This window comes from Lactobacillus sp. ESL0701, from assembly GCF_029433445.1.
Lineage (GTDB): Bacteria > Bacillota > Bacilli > Lactobacillales > Lactobacillaceae > Lactobacillus.
Genome location: NZ_JAQTIC010000001.1, coordinates 63,638 through 78,964, shown reverse-complemented (window position 1 = coordinate 78,964; position 15,327 = coordinate 63,638). Strand labels below are relative to the sequence as shown.

Genomic DNA, 15,327 nt, shown 5'->3' with positions numbered 1-15,327 from the left:
TTCTCCTTTACTTATTTGGGCTTGGCTGGCGCTCGGTCTTTAACAAATATTGTCTAATTAGTTGAACAACCTGCTTGTTCTGCGGTAAATCTGAATGATCAGCTTCTTTACCTGTCACTGTCATTGCCGTATAAGATTTCACTTGATTTTGAAAAATAAACTTAGCTGCTGCAACACTTGATTCAGGGACAATCCCGTCAGACTCATAATTTTTGCCGCCAGATAACGAATATACCCGCAAGTTTTTAGGTAATTTTGACCGACTCTTAATAAAATCAGCTAGCATTTGCGTGTGGTTATCGATATTGTTTTCCGTAAAATTATACGGTGTTCCCAAAGTCATTAAGCACGTCATCTTGGTTTCACCGGAATAATCAGCATAGTAATGCTCCAACCAATACGTCCAGATTAATCCACCATTAGAATGACCAAACGCCTTAAAATTATTAAACTTATAATTGCTCATTAACGAATCAAAGGCGATATCCAGCCACTTGGCTTGCTTTTTAATATTAGCGTAACCATCCTTGTTATTATCAAAACCAATGATAATAAAGGGTTCCAGATCATTTTTATTAATTGAACCGCTGTAAGACAATCTCCCTTCACGTGAAACATTGACTTTTAAGACACTATGACGATGCAGTGTTGTTTTATTTAATTGGTCAATCAACTGGTTAAATCGTTCAGTCGTCGCACTTGACCCCGGAACCATGATAACTGGTGACAATAATGACTTACTACGTTCGGCACGAGCATTGTTAGACTTTTTCATCCAGCTATATCCTGGCATCGCCAGTAAAATTAAAATGACTACTAATAAGAGCAACCATTTAAGATTCTTATTTTTACGCATTATTGCACCTTCTTACTCAAGATTTAGCCGCAGTTCGATTTTTTCACCAATTTTAATTACTGGAATTAGTAGACAGATGTCCAATATAAATAAAATTATTGGGAAAATTAACGCTACCCAATCACCATTAGTCCCAAAAAACGGAATTAAAATTCCTGGGGTGCCTTTTAAAATTGGATAGACACACACTGGCAAAATATGAAGGCTGATTGCACTAGCTGCAAGCAGCATATTAATCAGCGGCAATAATAATTCCGGCAAAATAAATAATGGGTTTAAAATCAGCGGCATCCCGATGGCAAAACCTAACGTTGAACTAAAGGCTGCCGGTAACAGGCTAAACAAGGCAAGCGTCTCAATCTCACGATTTTTGCGTCTAAGAAGAATTACCACGATAATTGTCAGCACAATACTAGCACCTCCCATCATTCCATAACTATTAATTAGCGAGCTACCCAAGAACTTATACGGCACATTCCACGAATTACCATGATGCAGTGCATAAGTTAGGTTCTCAGCCGTATAAGCATTATTAATCGTCCCCGAAATCGAGCGCAGTGGATAACCAATGCCCAGCCAGCTTAACAGTGTAATTACTACCGATAGTAACATCACCTCAGCCAAATTATTAGTTGTTTGTACCCGGCTGATAAGTTCATTAAAGCTGGCAGAATTTAACGTTTTTATCTGCAGTTCATAAATAATGACACCAAAAACAATCCCTAACATTAGTGACACAGCCATTGGCAGCATACTTATCCACGCCCGGTGCCGAATTCTTGCGGTATTTTCACTTTTGACAATCACATACTGTTTGTCCAGAAGATGGAACACTTGCCCTACGCAATAACCAACAATTAACGCAATAAAAACACCATCCACTTGCAATAAGCCCATTGTAAAGGACAGACGATTATCTCGCCCGGTGCTTGAAGAATATGAGCAAAACAAAATAACTAAAACAGCGGCCATTCCCGCCATAGTTGAATCTCGATGATAAATTTGCGCAGTATAACGTGCCATAAAATAGGCAGCATAGACCCCAAAGACGCCAAAAGTTATCTGCACCATCCCACGAGTTACAAAAGAACCGGCATACCACCAATGATCTGTTAAAATTTTGTCCAAGCCAAAAATATTGTAAATTAAACCATTCGGCGAAAATACAAGATCAAATAACAGTTGAAAATATGAGCCCAAAACAGCGATCGGCATTAACATTACCAGTGTTTTTTGCGCCGCTTGAAAAAAGGACCGTTGCCGTAGCCATGCCACAATTTTTGCAGAAAAATCAATCATTATTTACGCCTTTACTTTTATACTAAACAAAATAAACTAGCACTTAAATATCTATCTATTTTAAGTCTACCAGCTTCAACCAATTTGTGTTTTTTTAACAGTAAATTTTAAAAAATGCTATAATAAACGTGATTGTGAAAGGTGAAAAAATGAGTAAAAAAAGAATTGAGTTAAACGAAAAAACAGAAAAATTGGTAGAAAAATATCTTGATATTAATGAATCTGATATTAACGAGTTGACCAATAATGCACTGGAGTCTTTTCTTGTTGATCATCTTAGCACCAGCCAAGTTAAGGAAGCTTTACAAGAAGTAGATGGTGTCAGCGGAGCAAGTACTGCATATTCTGAACACTTATTCCAAAATAGCATCGACGACTTAAATAGATTTTAAAAATTGAATAACTAAAAAAGCAGAAGTTAAACTTCTGCTTTTTTTATTATTTAAATTGATTACCCGCTAAATTACGATAAAATTCTGCCTTGGTTGCTTGAACATACGGTATCAAAACTAATGAACCAAGCCCAACGCATAGACTAACCATTGCCGTATTAGCAAAAATCCGAAAAAGCCCTGTTGCCTTAATCAAGAAAGAAAAACCAACACCTAGCAGAATTCCTATTCCACAAAGCAAAAAATACCAGCCGATAAAACTTAAATCAAGGACAAATAGCTGCCACTTATGCCCAGCCATTAGGTGCTTGCTGGCCGTAACACCAGCAGTAAAACTAACTTGCTGACCACTATCCACCATGTCTTTAACAATATACGGTGTCAGTGCATACGAATAGCTTTTAATTATGCCAGGGATAATCAACAATAATGCCCATAAAAACTCAAAAACATTTTGCAGCAAATAATTAAAAAATTCGGGAATAAAGAGATTATCATAAAAGGCTGAAAAAGCCGATTTGACAGCATTTTCCTTGCGACCATCACATAAATTCAAAAAGGTTACTGCATAACTTAATGCAAAAAAGCTAATCAAAATTGATAAACATATTTGAAGAAACCAGTGTGATTGAGACTTGTAATCAAATCCCGCAAGATTGCCATGAACAGCAAATTGAGCATAGCTGGGACTAGCAATAATTACATTAATTAACGAGATAATCAAAGCTACCGTAATTGCCCAACGCCAATTACCATGCAATTTCTTTTTTGCCTCTGCTTTTAATTCTGCTCTGGTCATGATTGTACCCCTTCTTATTTTTTATTAATATAAGCACATTATACACTATCCTTAGCCAAGACGGCAGAATTTTAAGTATCAAAAAAGCCTAGTTCCACCAACATTAGAACTAAGCTCACACAGTTTTGTGTCGCTATTACTGACCACATATAGAAGTTAGCATTTTCGCTACCGGAGAAAATGAATACTTTCCTATAACGACACAACAAGATTTTAGCATGCAATCTAGCAAAAGACAAGACTTAACCTGTTATATTTTCACTACCAGACTTCAAACCCAGCAACTGTGCCATGATTTGATTAATTTCTGCTTTCAAAATAACGAACTGACCACTATTAGTTTGGTTAGACTGAATAATCATCATCGTTCGACCATTATCAGTGCTGCGCACAAAGGTATAATAGCCATCGCCAGCACCGTTAGCAGTTTTAAGATTGTACTTAACATTATTGTACAGCCCGCCATTATAGTATGCCGGTGGTCCCGCTGCATACAATAACTTACGACTTTTATTTGTCAAAATATTTCCAGCTAAAATATAATGCATTACTTTAGCAATATCTTCATTTGACATTACAACAGACCCAGCACCAAGTTCATTACGAGCATCACGCAAAGCCGTTTTATGCTTAACTACAAGGTAGCGTCCATCACGATAAAACATTCCTGGTACTAAACCACTAGTAATAATTTTTTCTGATTTCGACCATAAGAATGCCGTATGCTTTAATTGCAGCGGTTTAACATAGCTTTCTCGAAACAATTGCTCATAACTTTTACCAGTAATCTGTGTCATAATGCCGCATAAATAAATATAGTTAAGTGAGCTATAATGCCATTTCCCTAACATTTTTGCGGTAAACATTGTTTTAGCAATATCATGATTAATATTACTATTATCAGAAATAAAATGTTTTTGTCCCAAATTGGCTCCAGGCTTTAAGTCAAGACCAGCTGTCATTGACAGCAGATTTTTGATTGTTATCTTTTTAGCTCCCGGAATTTCCGGATAAAACTTACTAAGATGATCGTGTAAACTTAAATTACCCTCTTGCACCTCGTGCATTACCATTGCCGCGGTCATCGACTTTTGGACAGAATTAATTAAATAACTAGTGTCAGTCGTGTTTTCTGTGGCATAGTCCAGCAAAGTTTTACCATTTTTAATTACTAAAACAGAGCCTTTTATTCCCAGAGCATCAATTTTCTGGCGCACTAATTGTCTTTTAAACTTTCCTTCTGACTTGTATCTAGAGGCGTTCTATCCGTTACACTAACCGCATATGGCTTGTTTTGCCATTTTTTGGTGTAAAAATAGTTATGAATATTATAGTTATAAGGCAAGTTAGTTTTCGCCATGAACGGCTTAACCGCTTGATCGACTGCAACCCAGCCGCGCCAACCAAGGTGAATTGTATCTTCCATAAAGTACTTTTGCCCGCCACGTCTTGATAAGTCTTCGACGTTAGTAAAACCCTGACTGGCAAGTTGGTACTTAATTTTAGATACTGACTTCTGGTACATCTTTTGCGATAGACCAGTATAGTTTGACCACTTATGATTAATTGGCGGTATGATAAACAGCACGTTGGTATGTTGTTTAGCAAACTGCTGCAGCATCAATTCAAAATCACTGTATTCAGCTGATTTAGTATAATCAAATTTACGTTGACTGTTTTTCAACTTACGCAAATTCTTTTTATCTAAGCGTGCCCTAAAGAAGCTGTTATTAATCCCAAACGGATTGGAATTAGTATGTTTGGCTGCTTGCTCATCAGCAACTTGCTCAAGACCTTTAACTGAATATTGTTCAGGAAGCAGCTTAGCACGTTCGTTAATTTTCTGGATACGATCACGCAGTTGGAAGGTACTGAAGAATTTATCTTCTGTATTTAACATTCGCCTTTGATTTTCCAAAATGAACCGCTGGGTTCCGCTTAATTGCTGACCTTGCGCAACCTTACGCATCCCTGACTTAATTTCGCCTTTTACTTCCGGCATCTGCAAAAATCGTCTAGCCGCATACCGATTAGCAATGGTGTTTTTCTTTACTCCTAGTAAGAAATTGCAAGCTTGTAGCGGCGAATAATACAGGGTAAACGCATTTGGGTCTTGACCCTTTTTCGTAAACCATTGCGGCGAAATAATCACCACTGCTTTTTTATTCTTTAACTGCTCCGCTGTTCCCTGCATCCCTAAAAACTGGGCTAAAGATTGGCTACCAGGTCCACCAAGCAGGAACGGTCGATAATTGCGGTGATACTTTTCAGCTAAAACACTTGGATGCAGTGGATCCATTCGCGACAATTCACTTGAACCGTAAAACGGAACATAACCCTCATCAAAGGCATTTTGCTTCATTCGCGAGCCCTTAAAAATGGTTGTCGTCTGTGAATTAGCTGCCTGATAAATCGAACCTTTTGAAAAAGTTCGTTCCCATGGCAGTAACAAAATCACCAAAAGCAAGATTATAGCGCAGAGAACCGGGCCAAAAATCTGCCACAGTCGGCGTTTGTTATTCATTTTCTAAATTTTCCACCTTTGCCACAATCTTAGCTGGCGTATCCCATTCAGTTCTATCAAATTCTGAAACAGGAACATCAATATCAAATTTTTCTTGCAGACTGAGCAGCATTTGCACGCTGGCCATTGAATCCATCAAGCCATTAGAAAAAATGTCTTCGTCCATTCTGTCTGACAAATCTTCACCAGTTAAATCTTGTAAAATTGCTAAAACTTCTTTTGTAGTATCCATTTTTAAAACCTCTTATAAAACTATCCGTTACTTCCAGCCAAACCATAATTGACTAAGGAAGCCGGAGAAAATCAAGAAACTAAAACAAACAACATTAAATGTTAGAAAAATCGCAAACCATTTTGTAAATTTGTTCGATGGAATTTGCTCTTTATGTTTCTTTTTAAATCTAATCCAATAATCATTAATAATAATTGCTGTTGCGTGGAATGCGCCATAAACAATGTAATACCACGTTAAGCCGTGCCAAAATCCCATAATTAAGAATAGTAAGAAATATGACACTTGTGATAATCTAATACGATTTTTAAACAATTTTTTCTTCATTGCAAAGAAAGTAAACCGCATATAAATGTAATCACGGAACCAGAACGATAGCGTCATGTGCCAGCGATTCCAGAATTCTTTAATATTTTGCGAAATAAACGGCTTATTAAAGTTCATTGGTGTGTGGATTCCCATAAAGTAGGAAATCGCAACAGCAAACAATGAATAGCCGGCAAAGTCAAAGAACAAATACATACTGTAACAGTACATATAAGCAACTAGCCACCAGGAAAGCTTCAACCCACCAGCAGCAGTACCGGCAATTAACGCCGATTTACTAATAATCGGCAGCCAATATGTCCCAAAAAGCCAGCCTAAAACAAACTTATAAAGAAATCCTTGGAACAAATAACGCACAGCATGTGCTAAATCATCGACATATTGCTCGCGCTTTGGTGCAACATCACATTCTTTAGCAAACCTGCGGTAACGATCGATTGGACCTGACGAAATCGTCGGGAAGAACAACAGAAAACGCAGGTATGTCCCAAACTTGACTTCTTTAATTGCACCATCGCGAATTTCCATAATGACTTGCACGGTCTTAAAGGTAATATAAGAAATACCTAAGAAAGCAAGCACACCTGGAATTTTAGCCTTCGGAAACGCCGTTTGAATTTTAACTAGTGCTAGTGGAATAATTGCTAGAATTACTGCTAGATAAAAGACCCACGTCTTATTTTTACCAACCTTGCGATAATGCAAATAACCGTAAGTCAGCAGTAATTCAAATACCAAATAAATCAGTAGGCTAACACCTTGTTGCCACTTAGTACCATCAAAAATCAGGAACAGAAAAACTAACGAGAAGATAACCTCATAAGTTTTCAGTCGGTGCCCATAATACAAGCTGACAATCATCGGTAATAAACCAATAATCAGATAAATAAAGTACTGTGGGTTCCCATAAGGCTGTAAGTTAATGAAGTTCACTACTCATTAACCTCCTTAATTACAGCTTTAATGTCTACCTTACCGTTTTGTGAAACCGGCAATTTTTCCCGGTAAACAAAGCGTTGGGGAATCATGTATGGCATTAAGCCATCCGCTAAATCAGCTCTAATTGCCTTGGTGATTTCTGCTTCAGAATATTGCTCTTTAACGCCATCTTTTAATTCAATTTCAGCGACAATCTGCTTAACCGTGTGATCCTTATTATATTTTGGTGCAGCAACACCGTGATCAACAAACTTATTTTTGCCAAGATAGTGGTTGATTTCTTCAAGTTCAATTCTGTAACCGTTAAATTTGATTTGAAAATCAATTCGTCCACGATAAAACAGCATGTCTCCATCAAAGAAACCTTCGTCTCCTGAACGATGACTCATGTACTGATCAGCAGGATCCTTGAAAAAGCCCTTAGCCGTTTTTTCAGGATTATTCATATATCCCTTAGAAACACTCGGCCCTTCAATCACAATCTCGCCTTCATTGGGTTCATCACCCTTAGACTTATCAATCGTAATTCGAGTATCTTCCTTAACCTTGCCAATTGGCAAACGATCATACTTAGCCAGCACATCGTCAGTAATCTCAACTTGCGTAACAGCAACCGTTGCTTCGGTCGGACCATATGTATTGAAAATTTTACTATTTGGAAACTTCTTACGCAGCATCGCTACTTCAGTATGTGGCAATTCCTCGCCGCAAAATAGGAAGTGCGTTAAATCTGGATGGTGCGCGCCATCAAATGTCTTATCTAAGAAACACATTTGCGCAAATGAAGGAGTTGATACCCAAACGTTAAATTGCAATTTAGGCATTGTCATAAATAATTGAGCAAAATTTTGGGTTACATCGTGCGGCAAGACAACCAGTTTACCTGCACCAACAAGCGCTGGATACAGACTCATGACAGAAAGATCGAATGAGTATGGTGCTTGAACCAAGAAGCTTGGATGCTCAGGCAACGCAAAATCAGCCATTTCCCAATTAACAAAGCTCAACAAGTTATCATGACTAATTTGAACTCCCTTTGGTTTACCGCTGGTTCCGGAAGTAAAGATAATGTAGAAATTATCATTACCTCCAACAAAATTAGCTGGATCAACAGCAAAATCACCATCTTCAATATCGCTTGGATGAATAACTTGTAATTGAGCTATATCAATTGTTGGCAAATCGTCAATTGCCAAGACAACTTGCGCTTCTGATACTTCCTGAATCATCACTAATCGTTCTGCATTAGAATAGCTGGCTATCGGAATATAAGCATGTCCCGACTTAACACAGCCTAAAAAGCTGGCAACCATTTCAAATGTTTGTCCGCCCCAAATCATAATTGGGCTATGTTCTGGGATATTCAAGCTGGCAATCTTGTGTGCCCAAGCATTAGAGCGGCGCATAAGATCACCATAAGTATTAGTTTGACCAAGATAGTCATAAGCAATTCGGTCTGGATCAGCTGCCGCAATCTCGTCAATTTTCTTAATTATGTCTTTAATCATATTAGTAACACCACCTTAAAATTCGTCGTAAATAAAGTGAACCGAAGTAAGGCCGCTATATTGATACAAATAGATTAGCGCCAATAAAATAACGCAATAAATAATTGTTGTCAGGACAAATTTCCCTATTCGTTTGCCCCGAGAATCAATTTTCTCTTTTTTATCCATATATCTCCCTCAATAACAATAAATATACTAACAACCATATTACTACATTTGACAGGCAACCCCATACTAGCCTAGTAGATTTTACTAAATTTAAACATTTTTAGCCGGATATCGATCACTTATTCAGTTTACGACAATTCCGATAAGCAAAATATAGCGGAATCAAGATGATTAACGAAATAAATAACAGAGCAAATACCAGTAAAAATAATACATTACGTAATTTTTCCCATTTTGAGCTGTTTGCCGTTATTAACAAAAATATCGCAAATACAACAGTAATGATTAATTCTGCTAAAATTAAGCCAGAATAACTTCCTAATCTAAAATTGTTGGCGAGCTGCCATAAGTAAAGCCACGCTGAAGCTGGCAATAAACACAGCCAGCCTGCAAAACGTAACCAAAAAATGATTTTTTTATGATAATTCTCTTGTTCCATTTCTTTCCTTAATTGCCCATCAGGCAGTATCTAACATTAGAATCAGTCTAATTATAACAAGCATTAGGCTAGCAAACAATTTTTTAATAATTAAAAAAATGTTCTATTTTTTAAATTCGTCACACTTTTTTCATATTTACAAGTTATACTAAAAGGGTAATAAACAAGGCTTAAAAAACCTCGTATATTACAACTCAACTTTTTTGTTTTTCATTCATACTCCTCCAAGTATAAATAATGAACAAACCGAAATGACTTATAAGTCAATTTCATATCTATCCCTTTCGACTCACGTGTGTTGCGTGAGTTTTTCTTTTGTCTTTAAAAGTTCTAAAGAAATTCTTTACTATTTCATAATAGTTTTTCCACGCTAACTTCATAATTTATGTTTATCATGCATATTGTAGCAAGTAAAAGAACTTGCTACATACTCCCACTTTTTTATTTCATTCATTCTTACTCCTTCAAAGTAGATGAAAACTAACAGGCTCGCAATTTGCGAGCCTTTTCCCTTATATAGAGAAAGGCATATTTATGTTCTCACCCGCAATCAAGCAACTGATTCAGGAAAAGTCCGGTGCATTCCTCATTCCTGCATCAAGAGTCGCCGTTGTCTTAGATGACAATCCGCTCTATCATGCGTTCTTAATTTTAACACGAGTTAAATATTCTAAAATTCCTGTTTTAGACAGTCATAATCACGTTGTTGGACTTCTTAGCTTAGCAATGATTACCGATAAAATGATGAAGACCGACGAAATATCGCTTGAGCCACTATCCGAATTAAAAGTTCGAGATGTAATGCAGACTGATTTTGACAAAATAAGCTTTACACAAACTGCCCTAGAAGTGCAGCTACATTTATTGGTCGATAATGCATTTTTACCTGTTGTTGACGATTATGACGTTTTCCAAGGACTATTAACAAGACGTGAATGGATCAAAACATTTAATTACATTGTTCACAATTTCGAAGAAAAATATAACATAACCCAAAAATAAATTGCTAAAATTCAGTAAATATCCGTAAAATAATTAAAATTATTTTACGGATATTTACTTTTTATATTCACTTTCAGCTGAATTGTACTATAATGAATTTAAGCAAGATAAATTCATATTTTCGCTATATATAAGCGTTTTAGTAGATTGTATATTAATTTATTAATAATTTTAAACTGTTGTTTATTAACGTTACAGGTTGCATTTAGATTGCTGCATTATAAGAAGTAAATTAAATAACAGCTAATATAAAATAGAATAGGACGATGTTTACGATGCCATATAAAACGGACACAAACAACCTAACTAGTTTAATCAATGCAATTATTAGGGAGAATTCATATCCTCGCGGCACTGAATTATCAGTACAAGAAAAAGAAGCATTAATTATCAAGCTTAAAAAATTAAACAATACTTCCGATAACTTTGATGAAATTTTACGAATCATCAATGCTTTTTATAAAGACAGAATTGCACGGCGATTAAAATCAATTGACGTTAATTCTTCCTTGATTTTTGAAATGTTGCAACATGAAGTGGTTTCAGCTACTAGACTTCATGCCCTTTTGCTAGATTTGGCTAAGCAGGAAAACTTTTCAGCTAAAGGTATTGAAAAAATCAATCACTATTTTGCTGAAACAAATGATTATGGTAATAATTCTGATTATATTACGATGTCATCATTAGACGTGATTGATGCAATTAAACGTGCTAAATCAGGATACTTAAAGTCTACTTCTCGAATATCCCCGCATAAACAAGAGACACATATTCATCGTGCCCCAAAATGCACCAATACAAAGGAACAAAGTAATAAAATTATTAGGTTAAGCGATTATTAGACTAAGCAGGAGATAAATATCTCCTGCTTTTTTATTTCCCGGGAAATATTTTTTAATCTTCAATTAGTTATAGTGATGATTTAATTAGTGTTAGAATAATATTCATACAAATATTTTAATTAGTGGAGGCATTATATTAATGGACTTAAAACGACAATGGAAATTTATCCTCGTACTAGTTGCTGGTGTAATTGGTCTTATCTGTCAATTCGTTTTAAAAGCCAAAAGTTTATTTCAAATTGGTAGTTTACACTTTCCTATCCAAACAATTTTAATTGATATTATTGGTATCATGATGGCAATTTCCTTATTAACAGAAATCGTTGGTGATTTCAAAACGGGACGTTATGGTGTCGATATTCTAGCGGTAATTGCAGTTATCTCAACTATTTTAATTGGTGACCAATGGGCCGAATGGATGATTTTAGTTATGATGACTGGTGGTGAAACTCTTGAAGATTATGCTACTGGTCAAGCAGATAAGGAATTGCGTTCACTATTAAGCAATTCTCCAAGTATCGCTAACAAAATTGTCAACAATAAACTTGTTTCAATTGATGTTGACCAATTAAAACTTGATGACCATGTGTTAATCAAACCTGGTGAGCAAGTTCCCGTTGACGGTAAAGTTATTAAAGGAACATCTAGTTTTGATCAATCCTCATTAACCGGAGAATCTGTACCAGTTGATAAACAGCCTGGCGACGAATTAATGTCAGGATCAATTAATGGTAGTGATGCCGTCGAAATGATTGTAACCAAAAAGGCTAGCGATTCTGAATACCAAACAATTGTTTCCTTAGTCAAATCCTCGCAAGCCCAACCAGCAAAATTTGTTAAAATGGCAGATCGTTACGCCGTGCCATTTACCGTTATTTCCTTAGTTATTGGGATAGCAGCTTGGGTTCACTCAGGTAATCCGGTTAACTTCGCTGAAGTTATGGTTGTGGCTTCTCCATGTCCATTATTAATCGCGGCGCCAGTTGCCCTAGTTTCTGGCATGAGCTCAATGTCAAAGAATCATATTATTGTTAAGTCAGGTCCAACCCTAGAAAAATTAGCTACTGCTAAGACCTTTGCCTTCGATAAAACCGGTACTTTAACAGAAAACCAATTAGTTATTGATGCAATTGTTCCTTCTTCTAATAGTAATTTCAATGAGGAAACTCTTCAAAGCTATGCTGCCAGTGTCGAACAACAATCAAGCCACATTATTGCTAATTCTTTAGTTAGCGTGACGAACAAGAAACTCCTAAAGCCTGCTACTAATATTAAAGAAACAACTAGTGAAGGAATTAGCGGCAAGGTTGATAATCATATTATTAAGGTAGGTAAATTACATTATGTCGCCCCTAATGAAAAAATTAGTGCTGTCAATTCCACTGCTGTTTATGTTTCGATTGATAATCAATATGCTGGCTACATTACTTTCAAGGATCAATTACGACCAGAAAGTGCTACAACAATTGCTCGCTTAAAGCGACAAGGTGGTAAGCACATTATGATGCTGACCGGTGACCACAAAGACGTTGCCGATAAGATTGGTAACGAAGTAGGTGTTGACGATATTCGCTCCGAACTTTTGCCGGCACAAAAAATCCAAGCAATTAAAGAAGTACCTCAAGAAAATCGCCCAGTTGTAATGACCGGTGATGGTGTTAATGATGCTCCTAGTCTAACTGCTGCCGACGTCGGGATTGCCATGGGCGCCAAAGGCGCATCAGCTGCCAGTGAAAGCGCTGATGCAGTCATCATGGTCAACGATTTATCCAAGGTTAACGATGCTGTTGCCATTTCTAAACACACAATGAAAGTAGCCAATGTTGACGTTTTGACAGCTATCAGTATTGTCATCATTATTGAATTGATTGCCTTCACCGGTGTAATTCCTGCATTCTGGGGCGCTATTTTGCAAGAATGTGTTGACATGATTTCTATTAGTTTAGCCTTACTGGCCAAGACTAAACCGAAAAACCCAAAACAAACAGGTTTAATTGCAGATAAATAAATCTCAAAATAAAAACTTTCAAGATTTTGCTTGAAAGTTTTTTGTTTATCCTAATCTTCACTTTATATAAAATGACAAACCACCTAACAGATAAGGCAATGAGTTATATAGCATATGCGTTAATATCGAATAGCGTAAATCTTTGGTTGTCATATAAACCCATGCTAAGATGCAGCCTAAAACCCAATAGATAATAATAAATTTGGTGATATTTGGGTCATGCATATAGGCAAACACAAAGCCGCTGCAAACAATCCCCAGCCACTTATTTACCTTAGTTTCTTTCATAAAAAAGGTGTTGAAAAATAAGCCCCGAAAAATTGTTTCCTCACAGATTGGCGCAATTATGCAAACCATCGGAATGAATAAACCTCCTGCCTGCAGTGATATTTTGTTCAATGTTGCCTGATTAGCTGAAGTACTTTGCGTCATCCCTAATAATATTTGTAATGAATAAGCACACACCACAGTTAAAATCAGTCCTAACAACATAATTAACAGGCGACGAACATCCCAGTGCGGTGATTGATTAAACTGCCACTCATTCTCCGTTTTCAACTGACTTTGGTACAAATAAAAAATAAAAGCCACTACCAAAATGGTTGCAATTATCGTCAAAGCAATGAGTATTTCATAATTAATATGCAACATTTTTTCTAATTGGTGTGGTAAAAAGTAAAAGCACTCCAAAATTTGATAACTAGCAAATGCTAAAATAATGCCAGCAATATTTCCTAACCAATTAAACAATTTTTTCATAATCCTCAGCCTTTATTCTCTATGACTTTTCTAAATGTATTCATTATAATAGATTTAACTCATAAAATCTAAAATGGAGAAATATGATGCACTTTTTTCAAATTTTCAGTTCAAATCAGCCATTTACTTATTTAACAATTTTATTACTGCTCACATTCATCATCTTTTTAACAGCATGGCTAAAAGAACCAAGGCGGCTATTTAATGGTGTTTTATTTACCATCTTCATTTTAACGTTTGGCATTTGGTTTACCGTGTTAATTCTCGCAACTAATTTACAAATTCTAATTAATATTTATATTGTCGTGCTGGCATTTTTGGTAACTGGCATTGTTTTAATGGTCGCCTTTTCTTGGCTTTTCTTTTTATGGAATGCTTATTTTGTTTGGCGGCGCGAAAGTCACACACTGTCTAACTTGTTGACCCTTTTTATTGGTCTTGCTCTAATCGTCGTTTGGGTAATTGCTATACTCGGACCATTTAAATGCGCGCCAGATTGGCTAAAAGCCTTACTATACGCCACACCTGCCGTTGTCTTGTATCTGCTACTAGTTGCTTACAACTTTCTAGTTAACTTAGCCCTTTATCAGCTGGTACCACGGCAATATAACCAAGACTACTTAATTGTTTTAGGCGCTGGCTTATATAATGGTGAAACAGTTAGCCCGCTGCTTGCCAGCCGCATCAATCGAGCTATTCAATATGCGCAAAAGCAGGTAGCTAAAGGACATAAAATGCCCAAATTGATTATGTCTGGTGGCCAAGGCAAAGATGAAAAAATTCCCGAAGCCCAGGCAATGAAAGAGTATGCCCTTGCCCGTGGCATTGCACCAAATGACATTCTCTGTGAGGATCAGTCCAAAAATACATATCAGAACATGCTCTTTTCAGGTAAAATAGCGGCTAAAGATTATGGCAATAACAATTATCGGGCTAAATTCTTCAGTAATAATTACCATATTTTTCGGGCTGCTCTTTTTGCTCGCGCAGCAGGACTTAATGCTAACGGTGTAGGTTCATATACTAGATTTTATTTCTTGCCTAATGCCATTGTCCGTGAATTCGCCGGGGTACTCGTAATGAATAAAAAGCGACATTTGATTATTATCACATTGATTTTGTTAGCATTTATTCTACTAGCGTTTCTTACTGCCATGGGACTTGTTAAAATTTAAATATTATCGTTATATTTAGTAACATTATTTTTTAAGACATATATTAAAAATAAGCTTT

16 protein-coding genes are annotated in these 15,327 nt (G+C 36.4%); 5 read left to right on the top strand and 11 right to left on the bottom strand.

The features are described 5' to 3' along the window. Positions 1 to 7: 7 nt before the first annotated feature. Both PT281_RS00380 and PT281_RS00375 read right to left on the bottom strand, forming a co-directional pair. Positions 8 to 856 carry an alpha/beta hydrolase gene (locus PT281_RS00380; protein WP_277151049.1) on the bottom strand — a complete coding sequence of 283 codons (849 nt, stop codon included), beginning with the start codon at positions 854 to 856 and terminating at the stop codon, positions 8 to 10. A gap of 12 nt (positions 857 to 868) precedes the next feature. Beyond that, a complete protein-coding gene (locus tag PT281_RS00375; protein ID WP_277151048.1) occupies positions 869 to 2,155 on the bottom strand; it encodes a PTS sugar transporter subunit IIC in 1,287 nt (428 codons plus the stop codon). Between the two features lie 149 nt (positions 2,156 to 2,304). On the opposite strand from PT281_RS00375, the gene PT281_RS00370 reads away from it, so the two are divergent. Beyond that, positions 2,305 to 2,547: a hypothetical protein gene (locus tag PT281_RS00370; RefSeq protein WP_277151047.1), complete on the top strand. Its 243-nt coding sequence runs from the start codon at positions 2,305 to 2,307 to the stop codon at positions 2,545 to 2,547. 46 nt (positions 2,548 to 2,593) lie between these two features. On the opposite strand, the gene PT281_RS00365 is transcribed toward PT281_RS00370, so the two are convergent. The 8 genes from PT281_RS00365 to PT281_RS00330 form a co-directional block, all read right to left on the bottom strand. Then, positions 2,594 to 3,346 carry a DUF975 family protein gene (locus tag PT281_RS00365; RefSeq protein ID WP_277151046.1) on the bottom strand — a complete coding sequence of 251 codons (753 nt, stop codon included), beginning with the start codon at positions 3,344 to 3,346 and terminating at the stop codon, positions 2,594 to 2,596. A gap of 242 nt (positions 3,347 to 3,588) precedes the next feature. Beyond that, positions 3,589 to 4,563 carry a serine hydrolase gene (locus tag PT281_RS00360; RefSeq protein WP_277151045.1) on the bottom strand — a complete coding sequence of 325 codons (975 nt, stop codon included), beginning with the start codon at positions 4,561 to 4,563 and terminating at the stop codon, positions 3,589 to 3,591. After that, entirely contained in the window at positions 4,563 to 5,870 is a 1,308-nt protein-coding gene (dltD, locus tag PT281_RS00355; protein ID WP_277151044.1) for a D-alanyl-lipoteichoic acid biosynthesis protein DltD, read from the bottom strand. Before dltD ends, PT281_RS00360 begins: the two co-directional genes overlap by 1 nt. Further along, positions 5,863 to 6,102 carry a D-alanine--poly(phosphoribitol) ligase subunit DltC gene (gene dltC, locus PT281_RS00350; RefSeq protein WP_277130103.1) on the bottom strand — a complete coding sequence of 80 codons (240 nt, stop codon included), beginning with the start codon at positions 6,100 to 6,102 and terminating at the stop codon, positions 5,863 to 5,865. Before dltC ends, dltD begins: the two co-directional genes overlap by 8 nt. A 27-nt stretch (positions 6,103 to 6,129) precedes the next feature. Next, positions 6,130 to 7,362 (bottom strand): D-alanyl-lipoteichoic acid biosynthesis protein DltB, encoded by a 1,233-nt coding sequence (gene dltB / locus PT281_RS00345; RefSeq protein WP_277151043.1) that lies wholly within the window; start codon positions 7,360 to 7,362, stop codon positions 6,130 to 6,132. Beyond that, positions 7,362 to 8,876 (bottom strand): D-alanine--poly(phosphoribitol) ligase subunit DltA, encoded by a 1,515-nt coding sequence (gene dltA / locus PT281_RS00340; RefSeq protein ID WP_277151042.1) that lies wholly within the window; start codon positions 8,874 to 8,876, stop codon positions 7,362 to 7,364. The genes dltB and dltA overlap by 1 nt, the downstream gene beginning before the upstream one ends. A 15-nt stretch (positions 8,877 to 8,891) precedes the next feature. After that, positions 8,892 to 9,044 (bottom strand): teichoic acid D-Ala incorporation-associated protein DltX, encoded by a 153-nt coding sequence (locus PT281_RS00335; RefSeq protein ID WP_277132355.1) that lies wholly within the window; start codon positions 9,042 to 9,044, stop codon positions 8,892 to 8,894. A 115-nt stretch (positions 9,045 to 9,159) separates the two neighbouring features. Continuing rightward, a complete protein-coding gene (locus PT281_RS00330) occupies positions 9,160 to 9,483 on the bottom strand; it encodes a hypothetical protein (RefSeq protein ID WP_277151041.1) in 324 nt (107 codons plus the stop codon). 534 nt (positions 9,484 to 10,017) lie between these two features. Here PT281_RS00330 and cbpB point away from each other — a divergent pair. From cbpB to PT281_RS00315, 3 genes are all read left to right on the top strand, one after another. Continuing rightward, entirely contained in the window at positions 10,018 to 10,485 is a 468-nt protein-coding gene (cbpB, locus tag PT281_RS00325) for a cyclic-di-AMP-binding protein CbpB (protein WP_277151040.1), read from the top strand. Between the two features lie 275 nt (positions 10,486 to 10,760). Next, positions 10,761 to 11,327, top strand: coding sequence for a hypothetical protein (locus PT281_RS00320; protein WP_277151039.1), 567 nt, complete (start codon positions 10,761 to 10,763; stop codon positions 11,325 to 11,327). A gap of 139 nt (positions 11,328 to 11,466) precedes the next feature. Continuing rightward, positions 11,467 to 13,335, top strand: coding sequence for a heavy metal translocating P-type ATPase (locus PT281_RS00315; protein WP_277151038.1), 1,869 nt, complete (start codon positions 11,467 to 11,469; stop codon positions 13,333 to 13,335). Positions 13,336 to 13,392: 57 nt separating this feature from the next. Here the strand turns inward: PT281_RS00315 and PT281_RS00310 are convergent, their stop codons facing one another. Beyond that, a complete protein-coding gene (locus PT281_RS00310; protein ID WP_277151037.1) occupies positions 13,393 to 14,094 on the bottom strand; it encodes a CPBP family intramembrane glutamic endopeptidase in 702 nt (233 codons plus the stop codon). Positions 14,095 to 14,180: 86 nt separating this feature from the next. On the opposite strand from PT281_RS00310, the gene PT281_RS00305 reads away from it, so the two are divergent. Next, positions 14,181 to 15,269: an ElyC/SanA/YdcF family protein gene (locus tag PT281_RS00305; RefSeq protein ID WP_277151036.1), complete on the top strand. Its 1,089-nt coding sequence runs from the start codon at positions 14,181 to 14,183 to the stop codon at positions 15,267 to 15,269. Positions 15,270 to 15,327: the final 58 nt, after the last annotated feature.